The sequence below is a fragment of the Chryseobacterium sp. 7 genome, assembly GCF_003663845.1.
Taxonomy (GTDB): Bacteria; Bacteroidota; Bacteroidia; order Flavobacteriales; family Weeksellaceae; genus Chryseobacterium.
Window position 1 is genome coordinate 273,101 of record NZ_RCCA01000001.1, and the last position, 17,060, is coordinate 290,160.

The 17,060-nt window shown below is 37.7% G+C and carries 14 protein-coding genes and 1 riboswitch; all 14 genes read right to left on the bottom strand.

Going from position 1 to position 17,060, the window contains the following annotated elements:
• Positions 1 to 85 precede the first annotated feature (85 nt).
• A riboswitch (cobalamin riboswitch) is annotated at positions 86 to 271 on the bottom strand.
• A 92-nt stretch (positions 272 to 363) separates the two neighbouring features.
• Positions 364 to 1,311, bottom strand: a complete 948-nt coding sequence (locus CLU97_RS01340; RefSeq protein WP_121486353.1) for a transporter — start codon at positions 1,309 to 1,311, stop codon at positions 364 to 366.
• Positions 1,312 to 1,323: 12 nt separating this feature from the next.
• On the bottom strand, positions 1,324 to 2,370 hold the full coding sequence (locus tag CLU97_RS01345) for a cytochrome-c peroxidase (RefSeq protein ID WP_121486354.1): 1,047 nt from the start codon (positions 2,368 to 2,370) through the stop codon (positions 1,324 to 1,326).
• A complete protein-coding gene (locus CLU97_RS01350; RefSeq protein ID WP_121489619.1) occupies positions 2,363 to 3,193 on the bottom strand; it encodes an MbnP family protein in 831 nt (276 codons plus the stop codon). Before CLU97_RS01350 ends, CLU97_RS01345 begins: the two co-directional genes overlap by 8 nt.
• Positions 3,194 to 3,378: 185 nt before the next feature.
• Positions 3,379 to 3,747: a hypothetical protein gene (locus tag CLU97_RS01355; RefSeq protein WP_228437449.1), complete on the bottom strand. Its 369-nt coding sequence runs from the start codon at positions 3,745 to 3,747 to the stop codon at positions 3,379 to 3,381.
• A gap of 4 nt (positions 3,748 to 3,751) precedes the next feature.
• Positions 3,752 to 4,426, bottom strand: a complete 675-nt coding sequence (locus CLU97_RS01360) for a superoxide dismutase (protein ID WP_121486356.1) — start codon at positions 4,424 to 4,426, stop codon at positions 3,752 to 3,754.
• 189 nt (positions 4,427 to 4,615) lie between these two features.
• Complete coding sequence (locus tag CLU97_RS01365) at positions 4,616 to 5,293, bottom strand: SCO family protein (protein WP_183084492.1); 678 nt, start codon at positions 5,291 to 5,293, stop codon at positions 4,616 to 4,618.
• Positions 5,280 to 5,555, bottom strand: coding sequence for a YHS domain-containing protein (locus CLU97_RS23515; protein WP_183084493.1), 276 nt, complete (start codon positions 5,553 to 5,555; stop codon positions 5,280 to 5,282). Before CLU97_RS23515 ends, CLU97_RS01365 begins: the two co-directional genes overlap by 14 nt.
• Positions 5,556 to 5,696: 141 nt before the next feature.
• Positions 5,697 to 6,071 carry a hypothetical protein gene (locus CLU97_RS01375; protein ID WP_121486357.1) on the bottom strand — a complete coding sequence of 125 codons (375 nt, stop codon included), beginning with the start codon at positions 6,069 to 6,071 and terminating at the stop codon, positions 5,697 to 5,699.
• Between the two features lie 811 nt (positions 6,072 to 6,882).
• Positions 6,883 to 8,865, bottom strand: a complete 1,983-nt coding sequence (locus CLU97_RS01380) for a heavy metal translocating P-type ATPase (RefSeq protein ID WP_121486358.1) — start codon at positions 8,863 to 8,865, stop codon at positions 6,883 to 6,885.
• A 45-nt stretch (positions 8,866 to 8,910) separates the two neighbouring features.
• Complete coding sequence (locus tag CLU97_RS01385; RefSeq protein ID WP_121486359.1) at positions 8,911 to 9,330, bottom strand: Fur family transcriptional regulator; 420 nt, start codon at positions 9,328 to 9,330, stop codon at positions 8,911 to 8,913.
• 18 nt (positions 9,331 to 9,348) lie between these two features.
• Positions 9,349 to 10,245, bottom strand: a complete 897-nt coding sequence (locus tag CLU97_RS01390; RefSeq protein ID WP_121486360.1) for a cation diffusion facilitator family transporter — start codon at positions 10,243 to 10,245, stop codon at positions 9,349 to 9,351.
• A gap of 16 nt (positions 10,246 to 10,261) precedes the next feature.
• Positions 10,262 to 11,143 carry a bestrophin family protein gene (locus CLU97_RS01395; protein ID WP_121486361.1) on the bottom strand — a complete coding sequence of 294 codons (882 nt, stop codon included), beginning with the start codon at positions 11,141 to 11,143 and terminating at the stop codon, positions 10,262 to 10,264.
• A 133-nt stretch (positions 11,144 to 11,276) separates the two neighbouring features.
• Positions 11,277 to 12,506 carry an efflux RND transporter periplasmic adaptor subunit gene (locus CLU97_RS01400; protein WP_121489621.1) on the bottom strand — a complete coding sequence of 410 codons (1,230 nt, stop codon included), beginning with the start codon at positions 12,504 to 12,506 and terminating at the stop codon, positions 11,277 to 11,279.
• 82 nt (positions 12,507 to 12,588) lie between these two features.
• Positions 12,589 to 16,950 (bottom strand): CusA/CzcA family heavy metal efflux RND transporter, encoded by a 4,362-nt coding sequence (locus CLU97_RS01405; protein WP_121486362.1) that lies wholly within the window; start codon positions 16,948 to 16,950, stop codon positions 12,589 to 12,591.
• Positions 16,951 to 17,060 lie beyond the last annotated feature (110 nt).

Consider the following 17,060-nt stretch of genomic DNA (forward strand, 5'->3'; position numbering starts at 1 on the left):
CGCTAATGGATGTAAGAATACAACGACAAAGCACAGCTGTCACTGCACAGAATCATTGATGTCCTAAGCTTTATTCCACGAAAGCGTCAAACGATTATTTTCTGGCAGGTCTTCTGACTTACTCCATTTTTGAAATCCTTCCCATTAAAAAACAGTGGATATATTCTTCAAAAACTTTGGTGTGGAGCTTACAGCAGCGGGTCTGTTCCGGATTCTCACCGGATTCCCTTTTAAGAGCTTTTTAGGGCTCACCAAATTCCCGCAAAGATAAATAATTATTCCTAATCCCCAATTAAAATCATGATTCATAAACAATTAAAGCTCCCGAAGGAGCTTTAACGTGGTTTTTTCAGGGGTTTGTCTTTAAATTCCAATATTCAGAAAAATACTGAACCTTGATTTTGCTTCAATATCGCCACCTGCCAAATGAGTATACATGGGAAGCATCACTTCACTTCCTAAACTCAGCTTTTTATAAGAAGCTTCAAATCCCAGTTTTCCGTATAAAGCACTTCCAGCCGTATTGGGCAATGCTTCATCAAACTGTTTGTTCTGAGCATACACTTCTCCCTGAACACCCGTCTTTACAGAAAAAATAGATTTTTCATTTCCCGCAACCTGATAAAAACCCGTCGCTGCATAATTCCACTGATTTCCAAAGCGGTAATTTTTCTTATTCTCTGTTTTGATAGTATAATCTGTATTGACCAATACGGCCACTTTATCTTTTTGAAACTTATAATTCAAAGCGGCCTGATAATCCCAACTTCCGGTTCCCAGCTGAAAACTCGGATTGACTCCGGATGCTCCTTTTTCATCAAATTTTCCAAGCGGAATTTTCACTCCCAAGCCTCCACTCAGGTGATGAAAATTATTTTTAGAGCTCATCAGCTGGTAAATTCCCATCAGATTCAAATCCCCAATTCCATTAATTTTAATATCTCCCTGCATGGTTTTCTTTTCATGGAAATGGAATGGAAGGCTTGCGTAAACACTCAGTTTTTTAGTCAATGGAATTTTTCCCCAAAGCTGTAACGTATTAAAATACTGATCCTGCGTAAGATCTTTTACAAATAAGTTTTCTTTTGCTTTATAATGCTGGGCAAAGTATTTGATTCCTACAAACTGCGGATTCAATAAAGATTCAAAGCCGGAAGAACCATTTCCTGCCGCACAGCCACAGGCATCACAATCCTCATCAAAATCGAATCTGCTAAAGCTATTTGGAGCGATATAAGCACTGTCTTTAATAGTCTTTGCCTGATTCAGGTTACATAGGATCAAACTTAGTATTACTATAATCTTCTTCATGTCTTCTATAAATTATTCTGCAAATTTTGGATTGGATATAAAACTTTTATCCGATAATGTTTTCAGGAATGCAATGATCGACTGTTTTTCCTGGCTGTTCATGGCAATACCTATATGACCATTCTGTTTCAGCTGAGGATCAAGATTGGCATTATCTTCTACCTGATCTGAATAAAAATTGAGCACTGCATCTAAGGTGTAAAATCTTCCGTCATGCATATAAGGTGCTGTATATTCTACATTTCTCAAACTTGGAACACGAAATTTCATCCAATCCACCTGATTAAGGGAAACTCTGTAACGCCCTGCATCCTTGAATTCTGTATTGTAATACATTCCCGTGTTTCTGAAACTCTCATCGGTAAACAGTTCTCCGCTATGACAGGAAGCACACTTCTGCCCGAACAAAACCATTCCCTGAGATTCTGCTGAAGTCAGTTGTTCTTTTCCCTGCTTGAATCTGTCGTATTTTGAATCTGCAGAAATCAACGAAGCCATAAACTGCGACAATGCTTTCAGAATTCTTTCTCCGGTAATGGTTTCGTCTCCGTAGGCTTCCCTAAACAGTTTTTTATACTTCTGATCATCTTTTATTTTCGAAATCGCTTCCGGTATGGAACTGTCCATTTCATTAACATCTGTAATCGGGCTGATCGGCTGTTCATTCAGATTATGAATTACACCGTCCCACATATATCTTTTCAAAAAAGCCATATTCTGAATAGGTGGTGCATTCCTGATTCCGATTCTATCGTCAACTCCATGACTTACTGTGTGACCGTGATGGGTAAAAGCATTTTCCTGAATATGACAGAAACCGCATGAAATGGTATTATTTCGGGACAATCTGCCTTCATAGAATAATTTTCTTCCCAGCTCTACTCCATTTTTAGTCACCGGATTAATTGATTCGTCAAATGTCATTTCCGGAAAATAAGATGGAAACTGCAGGTTATACGCTTCATCTTTTTCCAATGGCTGTATCACCTCATCTGTACAGGAAATACAGCTTAAAATAAATACAAGAACCAGTATTGTTTTTACAAAAAAATTAATCATTATGAACGTGATCTACTTTAAACATTTTTGTAAGGTTATTGGTAACATCTACCAGGTGTTGGTTTGAACCCATCAGCATATCATTACCAGTGGCAAGAATAAGCGCCTTATCTCCGCTCAGAAACTGGTTCAGGTCTGCCAGAATATGAACAGAAGGGCGAATCTGACCTGTTACTCTTGCTGTTGTAGGAAGATTCAATGTGATTTCGCGGTATAAATCAACCTGTTGATTAGCCGTTACATTTCCCATATTTCCGGTATGATTCATGAATTCCTTTGAAGGAGCATCATTTCCATATTTCCCTTCCAGTTTTACAAAAATATAACCGGCAGCCCATGACCATGTCATTCCCTTCTGTTTGGCTTTTGTCCAGAATTCAGCCTGCCCGTCTTGTCCTAACAAGTATGCTTTCTGGCTGACACCTAATCCGAATTTTATTTTCTTATAATTATTTTTCGGAACACCATCCAGATTAAGGTATATAATTCCGGCTACAGCATCTGCCTGATCTACGATAAAAGCTCCTTTATCAGGGTTGTTTTCATTGTATTTGAATTCATTTCCATTCTCGTCTATCAGTGAGATGTTACTGATTACATATTTCAAAGCAGAAAAGTTATGTTTCTGTCCGTTAGAAGATGTCTGAGTTGTTTGATTCAAGACAATATCCCCAACATTATTAAATCCGTTTTCAAATTTGATCTGGAGTTTTCCGGGGGTTGTATCCTGTGGATTTTCGTCATCTCTGCTGCTTTCGCAGGCTACAAAAGAGAATAAAGTAAAGGCAATTAAGAATAGTGATAAATATTTAGAAATTTTCATTGTTGATTTTTTAAGTTGAATTATAATTTTTGAATGCAGAAACATTTTTTTTTCCACAAAAGGCATGAAAGGTTCTTACACTTAAATTATTTTTAAGTGACGGATTTTATGCATGATAAAAACACTCAAGCTTTTAATTTATCTAAGCTTAAGTAACTTTTGTGGTTGAATAGTGATAGGTATACTTAAAAAACCGGTGGTTTGAAAATGTGGGTAAGAAACAGAAAAGAATAAGCTGTTTCGTAGGTGAAGTTGAAATTGAAAAACGACTGTTTTTCAGTAGTATTGATCTCTGTAGTCTCCGGCAGAATATAGGTATCAAGGATTTTCTGTCCTGAGTTTTTGAGTTTCTGAAAGGGTGAAGATTCCGAATCATTGGTTTTGGCCAGCTCTTTACTCAGGTAACATTTTCCGTTACAGTGAATCTCCGGCCTGGATTTATTAATACAGAGAACTTTAACAATATAATCATAATTTACAGCATACTCTACCACGAGCACTAAAGGTCGTAGCACCATATAAAAGGTAAAAAGTATGCTGTAAAATAATTTCATCAGACTATTTCTTGCTTATCGCTTCGTCATATCTTCTGCTGATTTCTTTCCAGTTGGTAACGTTCCAGATCGCAGTCAGATAATCTGCTCTTTTATTCTGATATTTCAAATAATAAGCATGTTCCCATACATCAATTCCGAAGATAGGAGTTCCTTTCTCTTCCACTACATCCATCAAAGGATTGTCCTGGTTAGGAGTAGAAGAAACGAATAGTTTTCCATTTTTATCCACAGAAAGCCATGCCCATCCCGATCCGAAACGGTCTGCTCCGGCTTTAGCCATTTTTTCTTTAAAAGCATCTATACTTCCGAAAGTTTCAGTGATGGCTTTTGCCAATTTTGCTGAAGGTTGTGTATTTTTCTGAGGCGTAAGAACGGTCCAGAACAATTCATGGTTGTAATGTCCGCCTGCATTATTTCTTACTGCAGCCGGCAGTTTGGAAACATTGGAAAGAATCTGGAACAAAGTTTCTTTTTCCTGTGGAGTCCCCGTAATCGCTTTATTCAGGTTCGCTACATAGGCTGCAGCATGCTTTGAATAATGAATTTCCATCGTTTGGGCATCAATATTCCCTTCCAAAGCATTATAAGCATATGGCAGAGGTGTCTGCTTAAACTGAGCCAGTGTAAACTGAGCCGCAAAAACTGCACTTAAAGCAGCTATTTTCAAAATCTTCATAACGTTTTTGTTTATGGTTTAACAATGTTTTTTATTAAGCGGGAAGATGGGAGATGGAGGCTGGAAGCAATTTATTTTTAAAGAATAACTTCTTCAACTTCTATTTTGCTTTTACAGCTATCTTAAAAATCGCCAGAGCTTCATCGTCTGGAATAACTTCCAGCTTCAAACATCCGGCTTCCCTCCTCTCTATTTCAATAATTTCTTAATATCCTCAATCAGAATTTCTCTATCGGGGTGGTATTTTCCTGTCAGCATTGGTGTTTTACCTTCCGGATCTCCGTAATTCAATCCTGAATAATACAGAATGGGCATATTTTCTTTGTTATATCTGCATCGGATATTTCCGTCCTGATCTACCAGTGCAATCATTCCGCTGTGGTTCAGGCTTTCTCCTTCATCTTCTTTATCACCTACGTAAATATTAAATTTATCTGCAAGATTCCCGATATAAGTGCGGTCTCCGGTCAGGAAATGCCAGTTCGGAGATGTTGCTCCTATTCTTTGGGCATGTTCTTTCAGTGCTGATGGAGTATCGTTTTCCGGATCAATGCTGATGGAAATAATACCGAAGTTCGGATCATTAATCTGATTCTGAATAGCCTTCATATTGGTATTCATCACAGGGCATATTGTAGGACATTTGCTGAAAAAAAATTCTACGAGATATACTTTACCCAGCATATCTTTATTGGTAATTTTTTTACTGCTCTGATCTGTGAGTTCAAAATCAGGAACTTTCATCACGGTGTAAAGGTTCTTTTTAAAATACCCCATTCCTACCCCTATTCCCAGGAAAAGCAACGCAAATACCGCAATGGGTATGATCACTTTACTCTTATTATTGTTCTTTTTATTTTTGGGCATATTTCTCAGGGCTTTTTTTGAATTCAAGTTTGCAGGATACACTGCAAAAACCGTACGTTTTATTTTTATATACAGCAGTATCTTTAATAGATCCGGCTGTTTTCATGTGGCAAATCGGATCTTCTTCATTCACCACCTGTACATTTTCTACATGCTTTCCTGAAGAGTCCATATGGCTCGCATGCTTTACCTGAGGCGTTTCCTTGGTACACGACAGTAATGATATCGACAGCAGTGCGGTCAAAATAATAGGAGATTTCATTTTAATGTTAAATTGAAATTAATAATATTAAATAAAGTGATGATACAATGCACAAGTCTGAGAAAACACGGAATTCCTCAATGTATTTTAAATGCATAGTGTATCTTTAATGACTTTCATTTCATAAACTAAAAATATAGTTTACAATAAGAATGAAGCCAACGGAGGATGGAATATCCTTGAAAAGTATTCTGAAGAGTGAGAATTAAAATAACTGGAGTCTGGAATTTCAGAAAGTGATTCTGAGCTCACATGAGATGAGAAAGAAAGGATATCATGAGAAATAAAAACATCTAAGCCTGCAATCTTTATGGTTTGGGAGCTATTGGACTGTTTTTCTGTTTTTGCCAGTTCTTTTTCTACATAGCATTTCCCTTTACAGGTTGATTGTGGTACGTTTCTGTTCTCACAAAGGTTTTTCACAATATAATCATAGTTCACGGCATAGTTTACCAATGGCAAAACGGGACGTATTGCAACAGTAAAAATGATGAATATGGAAATGAATACCTTCAACGATTTTGTTCTCTGTTACAAATATACTACTTCAAAACTGTTTTACAGATGATTTATGATGAATGTCATTGTGATTGTATACTGTTACCCACAAAAATTACAAAACTGTGCCTATCAAAGGAATCATTTTATCCCGAACTTTGATTCAAACTTTAGACCTAACCAAAACTTAGTTCTTTATATAAAAAGTTTAATCTTGTTAATAAAAGCTTTGCTGATGTCTTTGGCAGAGCTTTTTTGTTTTTTAAAATGTCTTGTTTTGTTGGATAAACGCAAAGACGCAAGTTATTTTTTAATGCTTACTGCTTTAAGGCGCAAGGATTTTATCTCCGATAAAATTTAATATTACTAATAATGAGACTGAATGAAGCTGATCATTAAAAAGTAATCTTGCTGAAAATCTTTGATTTTCTTGCGTCTAAAAAAAACAGCACAATTTTTATCTTCTTTAAGCCTCTGCGATTTCCAACAAAAAATCTGTTATTTTTTTTAAATTAAGTTTTGATACGTGCACGATGTTGGAAACGCAAAGACGCAAGTTTTTTTAATGCTTACTGTTTTAAGGCGCAAAAATTTTATCTCCGATAAAATTTAATATTGCTAATAATAAGACTGAATGAAGCTGATCATTAAAAAGTAATCTTGCTGAAAATCTTTGATTTTCTTGCGTCTTAAAAAATACCACAATTTTCATCTTCTTTGCACCTTTGCGATTTCCAACAAAAAAACTGTTATTTTTTTAAAAAAAGCCCCGCTGAAATTCAGCAGAGCTTTTATTGAATATAATTGAGTTGTGTTTATTATATTCTTCTTAAAATTTCATTCTCTGAATTCTTACAGCATTTAAAATAGCCAATAATGCTACTCCTACATCGGCAAATACTGCTTCCCACATGGTTGCCAGTCCTCCCGCTCCCAAGACCAGAACAACAGCTTTTACCGCAAAAGCAAGAATGATATTCTGCCAAACTATCTTTTTCGTTTGCTTTCCGATATTGATAGCCATTGGTATTTTACTTGGTTTGTCATCCTGAATCACCACATCTGCTGTTTCAATAGTTGCATCACTTCCTAAACCTCCCATTGCAATTCCTACATCGCTTAAAGCCACTACAGGGGCATCGTTTACTCCGTCTCCTACGAAAGCTACGGTTTGATTTCTGGCTTTAATTTCTTTAACCTTGTTTACTTTATCTTCAGGCAAAAGGTCTCCGAACGCATTGTCGATTCCCAACTGATCTGCTACATATTTCACAACAGTACTTTTATCACCGCTCAGCATTGTAGCTTTTACATTCATTTTATGAAGGTTGTCTACGGTTTGTTTGGCATCTTCTTTTATGCTGTCTGCAATAGTAATATATCCTGCGAATTTTTTATCATAAGCGACTGCAATTACCGTATATACAATATTAGTAGGGTTAAGATCATAACTGATGTTGAATTTATCCATCAGTTTAAAGTTTCCTACCAGAAGCTCTTTTCCGTTAATAGTCGCTTTCAATCCGTGACCTGCTATCTCTTCTACATTTTCTAATGGAATAGCGTGATTGATATCTCCTACATAATTGTGAATAGCCGTTGCCACCGGATGGGTACTTTTGCTTTCGAGAACATTAACCATCTGAAGGACTTCTTCTTTATTAAATTCAGCGCTCATGCTTACTTCCTGTACTTTGAATACACCTTCCGTCATGGTTCCGGTTTTATCCATCACTACGTTCTGAATTTCTGCAATGCTGTCCAGGAAATTACTTCCTTTGAATAATATCCCGTTTCGGCTTGCAGCTCCTATTCCTCCGAAATATCCCAGCGGAATTGAGATCACAAGGGCACAAGGACAGGAAATCACAAGGAAAATCAATGCTCTGTACAGCCAGTCTCTGAACTGATAATCACTAACAAAGAAATAAGGCAGTAAACAGATTCCTATGGCAAGAAATACTACGATAGGGGTATATACTTTTGCAAATTTTCTAATGAACAGTTCTGTAGGAGCTTTCTGTGCTGTAGCATTCTGAACGAGTTCCAGAATTTTACTCAGTTTACTGTCTTCATAGGCAGTATTTACTTTAACCAAAGCAATACTGTTCATATTGATCATTCCCGCAAGAACAACCTCGCCTTTATTTTTGGTATCAGGTTTACTTTCTCCCGTTAAAGCTGCGGTGTTGAATGATGCTGAATCTGAAAGTAGCTCGCCATCCAGTGCCAGTTTTTCACCGGGTTTCAGTTGAATAATATCTCCAATTTTAGCTTCTTTGGCTTTCATGGTCCTGGGCTGATTATTTTCCATCACCGTTACCTCATCAGGGCGCTGATCCAATAATGCTTTTATATTTCCTTTGGCTCTCGTAACTGCCATAGACTGGAATACTTCTCCTACGGCGTAAAAAAGCATTACTGCTACTCCTTCAGGATATTCTCCGATGGCAAAAGCACCAATGGTTGCAATGCTCATCAGAAAGAATTCCGAAAACACATCTCCCTTGATGATACTTTTATAGGCATCTTTCAATACCGGGAATCCTACAGGAATATAAGCTGCCAGGAACCATACTAAACGTACCCAGCCTATAAACCATGCGGGTTTTATATAGTTGTCAAAAGCAATTCCTAATAATAAGATGATAAAGGATATAATGGCGGGAAGAAACATCTGAAAGACCGTCTGATCTCCGGAGTCATGAGAATGATCATGCCCGTCATGGTCATGTCCCTCTCCTTCTGCGTGATTATGTTTGTGTCCTTTTGTATCGGGTTTTTCCGGGGTTGTACTACAGCATTTTTCCATAACTGAATATTTTTATACAAATGTAAAGATGAGACTGATGCAATGCTATTGCAAATTTTCAAGACAGTTTTCGCAGATTCCTTTGGCAAACAATCGTATTTCATCAATCCTGAAATTGGTCTGAATGTTTTCCGGGAAAGAAATATCTTCTTTACAGGTTGTTTGTTTGCATATTTTACAGTAGAAATGCAGATGCCAGTCTTTATGTGTTTTTTCATCACAATCGTCTTCGCATAGTTTGTATTTCGTAGTTGTATTTTCCTGAATGCTGTGAACAATTCCTTTTTCTTCAAAGGTTTTCAATGTTCTGTAGATGGTGATTCTGTCAGCATTGTCAAAATGGTTTTCTATTTCAGAAAGAGATAAAGCCGCTTCCTGAGAACTTAGGAAATCATATACCAAAATCCTCATACTGGTAGGTTTGGTATTTTTATCAATGAGTTTGTGTTCTATATCTTTTTTCATTGTACGCTTTTAAATTTTTTACAGATGGACTTCATTTTCTTCATAACCTTCCTCTTCTATCTGAAAAGTTGTATGACTGATTTTAAAGTTATTCACAGTAGTATCTGTCAATGTTTTTAATAATTGATTCTGAGAATATGTGGCTTCTTTTACCACATGGGCACTCATAGCATTAACGCTTGATGTTAATGACCATACGTGAAGATCATGAATATTTTTCACTCCGGGAGTTTTCTCTAATGATTGGCGAAGTTCATGAATATCTACGTCTTTAGGTGTTCCTTCCAGCAAAACATTAATGGCTTCTTTCAACAGTTTCCATGTTCTCGGAAAAATCAAAAGTCCGATTGCAGCTGAAATCAATGGATCTGCATAGTACCAGCCTGTCGTCAGCATAATTACTCCTGCAATCATCACTCCTACTGAAGTAAGCATATCTGAAAGCACTTCAAAATAGGCTCCTTTCATATTGAGACTGCCTTCTGAGTCTTTTCTGAGAATCATCATTCCGACAATATTGACGATCAATCCGATTCCTGCTACAATCAGCATTGATTTACTTTGTACTTCGGGCGGGTTTTGAAAACGCTGATAGGCTTCAAACAAAACATAGATCGAAATAGCTAATAAAACCACCGCATTGATGACAGCTGCTAATATTTCTATTCGATAATAACCATATGTTCTGGAAGGATCTGCTTTTCTTTCTCCTATCTTGATGGCGATAAATGCCAGTAACAGTCCTACAACGTCTGTCAGCATATGGGCTGCATCTGCCAATAACGCAAGACTGTTCGTTATTATTCCTCCTATTACCTCAGCAATGAGATAGGTTCCGCTAAGGCAGAGTACGATCAGGAGGTTCTTTTTATGTCTGCTTCCTGCAGAAACGGGTTGTGTTGGTGTACTTTCCATATTGTGTATGGTTTATTTACATTTCATAATACGATGTATTTTCTTTTTTAAGGGGAACATTCTGCTCACCAATCATCTGTCTTATATTAATCTCTATGGTCTGTGCCAGAGAAGTCATTGGGGTATCTACAGGGACATTTTCAAACGGATCCTGCATGATGATGGATGTTTTTTCAATGGCGATGAATGTCACCGGAACCAGGAAAGTAATGGCAATTTCTACCAACAGCTGTGAATCATCAAGTCCAAATGGAAGAATGGCTGCAAAAACATAGATCAAAATATGAACTAAAACACTGTAAGAACGTGGAAAAACCGTATTCTTAAGCCTTTCACATTTCCCCATGCTGTCACACAATCTTGTGATGATATCATTCAGCTGCATCTGCTGAAAATCGGTCAGTCCTTTGGAAGCGGCAATTTCTTTCAGTTGTCTGGAGTGTTCATCCAGAATTGCATTGGGAATATTGGCTCCTTTGATGTGATGCTGATCCAGATATTGCTGAACTTTTTCAGAGAACGGCAGTTTTCTCAAAGATTCTCCAAGTGCATAGGTCCAGATGATCTGTCTTTCGGCAAAATCTTTTATTGTTTTGTCATTTCCCACCGGCATAAACTGAATAATCAACCTTACAAAAGTCCGGGAATCGTTTACAATAGCCCCCCAAACGGTTCTGGCTTCCCACCATCTTTCGTAGGACTGGGAGGTACGGAATGCCAGCAGCAATGATACTGCTGTTCCCAACAATGCCGGAATATTCAAAGGCAGCGAGATCTTGCGAAACCACGGTAATTCATCCAAAAGACCAATAGCGATGGCAAAGGTTCCGATGAACAGAATTTGGGTTTTTATTTCACGGATGAAATACCAGACTGATATTTTTTTGTTTAATAACATAATTGGGTTATTTATTAAAATTCGGTGAGGTTATCTTTAGTTTCTTCCAACCGTTTTTATTCAATAAAAAATTACGTAAACAGCTCTAATTTAAGGATAAAAATCGACATTTTACTAGTTCCAATGGCTTTCATTAATGTTCATGTTCCCCGGAATTCACCAGTTTTGCATTCACGAAAAATGCTCCTTTCACTACTATTTTTGCATTGTCAGGAATATTTCCTACCGGAGTTACCGCAGTATATCCCATATCAGATGTTCCTTTCACTATTTCTATTTTCTCAAAGTTTAAGGTTTTCGGATGTGGTTTTCCTTTTTCTTCATGTTCTTCTTCCGCTTTTTTATCGGTCTGAACAAATACAAAATATTTCCCGTCTGCTTCAACAATAGCTTCTGTAGGAACTGCCGGAGTTGTACTTTTATCAAGGCTTACAATTCCGGTGATATTCATTCCGTCAATCAGTCCGGATTTGTTTCCGATCACTTCGCAGTGCATAGAGATGGTTTTGCTTTCGTTTTCAAAAGAAGATCCTATGCTGTAAATTCTTGCATCATATTCGGTTTCCGGATTGTTGGTCAGTTTAAAATGAACAATCTGCCCTACTCTCATTTTAGGAAGATCTTTTTCAAATACCTGAAGATCGAGATGAATGGAACCGTTATCAATCACCGTTGCAACGGGAGAGGAAATATCTACATAACTTCCGATCTGCGCAGTAATACTGCTGATTGTCCCGCTGATTGGTGCGGTGATCACCAAACCGGATTTCATATTTCCATTGCTTACTTTTCCCGGGCTTATTCCCATCATCTGAAGCTGTTTTAAAAGGGATGCTCTTTTTGTTCTTAAGGTTTTCAGCTCAGCATCGGCACTTTGAAGGTTTTTCTTCGCTCCTGCATCATTATCAAAAAGCTCTCTCTGTCTTCTGTATTCCTGTTCTGCATAGGTTATTCTGCTATTGGCAGTCAGATAATCTTCCTGAAGCTGAATATATTCCGGATTGGCAATAGTGGCAATCACCTGTCCTTTTTTCACGATACTTCCTACCTGAATATTGATGGTTTTGATGATTCCTCCATACAGGGAAGTAATTGTGGCTTTGTTACTGTTAGGTACACTCAGTAAACCATTGGCTTTTATAGTAGATGTCAACTCTTTCATTTCTACGGTTCCCAAAGCAACGCCTACAGACTTCATCTGCTCTTCTGTGAGTGAAGCTATCGTTTGTGGAGCTTCTTCATGTGCCTGCTCTTTCTGTTCTGTTTTTTCAGGAGCTTTTTCTTCAGAAGCTTCTTTTTTTCCACAACTTGTTAGTAAGACTGACATCAGGATAAGAGGGATGATATTATATTTGAGTTTCATAAGTAAAAATGTATTTTGTCTGATGCTGTATGCCTTCGTTTTCATAGGTCTGGCAGAAAGTTTTATTAACAGCGGTTTCATATTATTTATTTATAATTGAGTTAATAGTAACCACAGATTGGTTCACCTGCTGGATAGATTCCAGATATTTTAACTGGATATTCGTTGCAGTCTGCAGGGCAAAAAGATATTCCACATAGGAAATTTCTCCTGTTTTGTATCCTAACTGAGCTGCTTTTACAATTTTCTCTGCGTTCGGCAGTGCCTGACTTGTATAGTAATCATATTGCTGCAAATCCTGCTGATACTGGCTGAACGCATTTTCTAACTGAGCAGTAAGTTGTTTCTTCTGCATGTTGGCATTGGTTTCAGCAACCTGTTTTTCATACTCCAGCGCCTGGATTCTTGCTTTCGTGGCACCAAATGTCAATGGAATAGCCACTCCTACTGTTGCTGACTGAAAACGTTTTCCTGAGTTATAAAAATTCTCCTGTCCATTGATGGTATGAAGACCAATCAAAGACTGGTTGGTATATCCTAAGCTGAAATCAGGCAGACCGAGTGATTTTTCAACTTTTTTATTTTTCTCAGCAATTTCCATTTCCTGGTAAAAAGCTTTTACAGATGGGTTGTTGGCAACCACAGCACTATCGAGTACACTTTCTGCTTTTAAAGGCGCATAATCTTTATTAAACGGAACTTCAAGATTTTCTGAAGTGTTCATCAGGGTCTTTAAATTCTTATAAGCATTATTCAGAAAGACTTCATTTTGTCTGAGCAGCAGATCAATTTCTCCTTTCTGAGTTTCTGCCGTACTGATTTCTATTTTCTTGATATCACCTGCTTTAAATCTTACGGTTGCAATCCTGATGAATTCTTCATAATATTTATCCAAACTGGTCAGCTGAGCTTTATTATACTGAAGATATTCAATCTGATAATAATAGGTACGAACCTGTTTTATCAGTTCATTAGCTGTAATTTCCTTATCAATCTGTCTGCTTTTGATATTCTCATTGATTAAATCTTTTCTCGCTTTAAAAAGGGTTGGAAAAGGAATACTTTGTGAGATCGCAAACGACTGGTCAAACTTTGGACTGTTGTATTGTCCAAGCTGTGCTGTAACACCGAGCTTAGGAAGTTCTTTTGCAGTTGCCCTTAATGCTTCAGCAGATTTAATGCTTAAGTCTTTTGACTGTAAGGTTAAATTATTATTCATTGCCTGTTCTACTGCCTGTTCTACAGAAATCGGTCTCGTCTGTGCCTTAAAAGTCTGCCCCAGGATCATGAATCCCAAAATAAGAACCATCGTAAATGTTCCCGGATTATTACTTTTTCTTTTCAAAATCTTCGTGTTAAAAATGATGTACAGCATCGGTAAAACGAATAACGTAAGGAAAGTAGCTGTTACCAGTCCCCCAATCACTACTGTAGCCAAAGGTTTCTGTACTTCTGCTCCCGCTCCGGTGGAAATAGCCATTGGCAAAAATCCTAATGAAGCTACTGTAGCAGTCATTAATACAGGTCTTAATCTGGTTTTTGTTCCTTCAAATACTCTTTTCAGAATATCTGTTTCACCATCTTTTTCTAACTGGTTGAATGTTCCTATCAAAACAATTCCGTTCAGTACTGCCACACCAAAAAGGGCAATAAATCCGATCCCGGCACTGATACTGAATGGCATATCTCTTATTAAAAGCGCAAATACACCACCAATAGCACTCATAGGAATTGCTGTAAAAATCAGTGCAGCCTGTTTGAATGAACGGAAAGTAAAATACAAGAGCATAAAAATAAGCAGTAATGATACCGGAACTGCAATCATCAGACGTTTGCTGGCTTCCTGAAGATTTTCAAACTGCCCTCCATAGGTAAAATAGTATCCGGAAGGAAGTTTCACTTTATCCAGTTTTGCCTGAATATCTTTCACCACGCTTTCTACATCACGGTCTTTTACATTAAATCCAATAACAATCCTACGTTTTCCCTGCTCACGGCTGATCTGTGCAGGTCCTAATTTGTAGCTTATATTTGCTACCTGTGACAATGGAATCTGCGCTCCGGTAGCAGAAGTAATCATCAGGTTATTCACATCCGAAATATCAGTTCTGTGAAGACTGTCTAAACGAACCACCAGATCAAAACGTCTTTCATTTTCAAAAACCTGTCCGGCTGCTTTTCCTGCGAAAGCTGTACTTACTGCATTGTTGACATCTTCTATATTCAATCCATAATTGGCAATTCTCGTTCTGTCATACTGAACATTGATCTGTGGAAGGCCACTCACTCTTTCAATCTGAGGGGCTGTGGCTCCATCTACCGTCTGAATGATTTTTCCCACCTTATCTGCATATATAGCAAGAGAATCCAGGTTTTCTCCGAAAATCTTTACTGCTACATCTTGTCTGATCCCAGTCATCAGCTCATTGAAACGCATCTGAATAGGTTGGTTTTTCTCAAAAAACACTCCTGGAATTGTTTCTAATTTTTCGCTAATCTCATCGGCTAATTCATTGTAGGATTTTTTTGTTTTCCATTCACTTTGTGGCTTTAATACAACGATCATATCGGTGGCTTCGGGAGGCATAGGATCTGTAGGAACTTCAGCAGAACCGGTTTTCCCAACGACCATTTTCACTTCATCAAACTGTTTGATTAATCTTGATGCCTGCATAGAAGTTTCTATACTCTGGCTGAGTGAACTTCCCTGCGGTAAAATACAGTGGAATGCAAAGTCTCCTTCCTGTAGCTGCGGAATAAATTCACCACCCATATTTTTGAAAATAAAAGCAGAAATAAGAAAAACAACAGCCGTCGCTGAAACAATGATATATTTTACTTTGATTGCTTTCTGTAATAATGGCTGATAAACCTTTTGAAGACGATTCATCATTTTATCAGAGAAGGTTTCTTTGTGGGATATTTTCTTAGATAAAAACAAAGCACTCATCATTGGAATATAGGTAAGAGATAAAATCAGAGCTCCCAGAATGGCGAATCCTACTGTTTTTGCCATTGGGGTAAACATTTTCCCTTCTACACCTGCCAACGTAAGAATCGGGATGTATACGATAAGGATGATGATTTCTCCGAAAGCTGCACTGCTTCTGATCTTTGATGCAGAAAGAAATACCTCTTCATCCATTTCCGACTGTGTCAATGCACGGACAGATTTCCTTACGCCTAAATGATGTAACGTTGCTTCTACAATAATTACGGCACCATCTACAATCAACCCGAAGTCTATGGCTCCAAGGCTCATCAGGTTGGCACTTACTCCGAAAACATTCATCATTCCTAATGCAAACAATAAGGAAAGCGGAATGGCAGAAGCAACAATAAGTCCGGCTCTCAGATTTCCAAGGAAAACCACAAGAACGAAAATAACGATCAACGCTCCTTCGATGAGGTTTTTCTGTACAGTATTGATGGCTCTGTCTACAAGATCTGTTCTGTCCAGAAACGGTTCTATAATAACATCATTGGGAAGAGACTTTTGAATGGTAGGAATTTTTGCTTTGATATTGTTTACAACTTCATTACTATTGGCTCCTTTCAGCATCATCACTACTCCGCCAACAGCATCTACTTTTCCGTCATAGGTTAATGCTCCGTAACGAACAGCACTTCCTAAACGAACATCAGCAACGTCTTTTATAAAAATCGGAACGCTTCCGGTTTCGTTTTTAACAGCAATGTTTTTAATATCTTCCAAAGAGGTAACCAAACCAATTCCACGGATAAAATAGGCGTTGGGCTTTTTATCAATATAGGCTCCTCCTGTATTCTGATTATTTTTTTCAAGGGCAGTAAATATTTCAGTGATGCTTGTTCCCATTGCTTTTAACCGATTGGGATCAATGGCCACTTCATATTGCTTTAATTCTCCTCCAAAACTGTTGATTTCTGCAACTCCAGGTGTTCCGTTCAGTTGTCTTCGAACGATCCAGTCCTGCATGGTGCGCAGTTCTTTAGCATTGTATTTCTTTTCGCTTCCTTTTTTAGGGTGAAGAATATACTGATATACTTCTCCAAGACCTGTACTTACAGGAGCCAGCTCAGGAGTTCCCACTCCTTTTGGAATTTCTTCCACAGCATTTTTCAGTTGTTCATTAATGAGCTGTCTCGCAAAGTAAACATCTACATTTTCTTTGAACACTACTGTAATTACAGAAAGTCCGAATCTTGAAATACTTCTTGTTTCCTGAATATCGGGAACATTGGCAATGCTCTGTTCAATGGGAAAGGTAACCAGCTGTTCCACTTCCTGTCCCGCCAATGTAGGACATACAGTAATGATCTGCACCTGATTGTTGGTGATATCCGGCACAGCATCGATAGGTAATCTGGTGGCACTCCACGTTCCCCAGATGATCAGCACCAGGGTCATCAAACCAATGATCACCTTGTTTTTGATACTGAATTTTATGATTTTATCTAACACGATTGATATTTAATTTTTATTGAAAATAAATGCTCACAGCATTACAATGCTGCAGCAAAAATATCCTGAAAACCTCTGCAATGGTATTGCAAAGTTTCAAGCACAGTTTA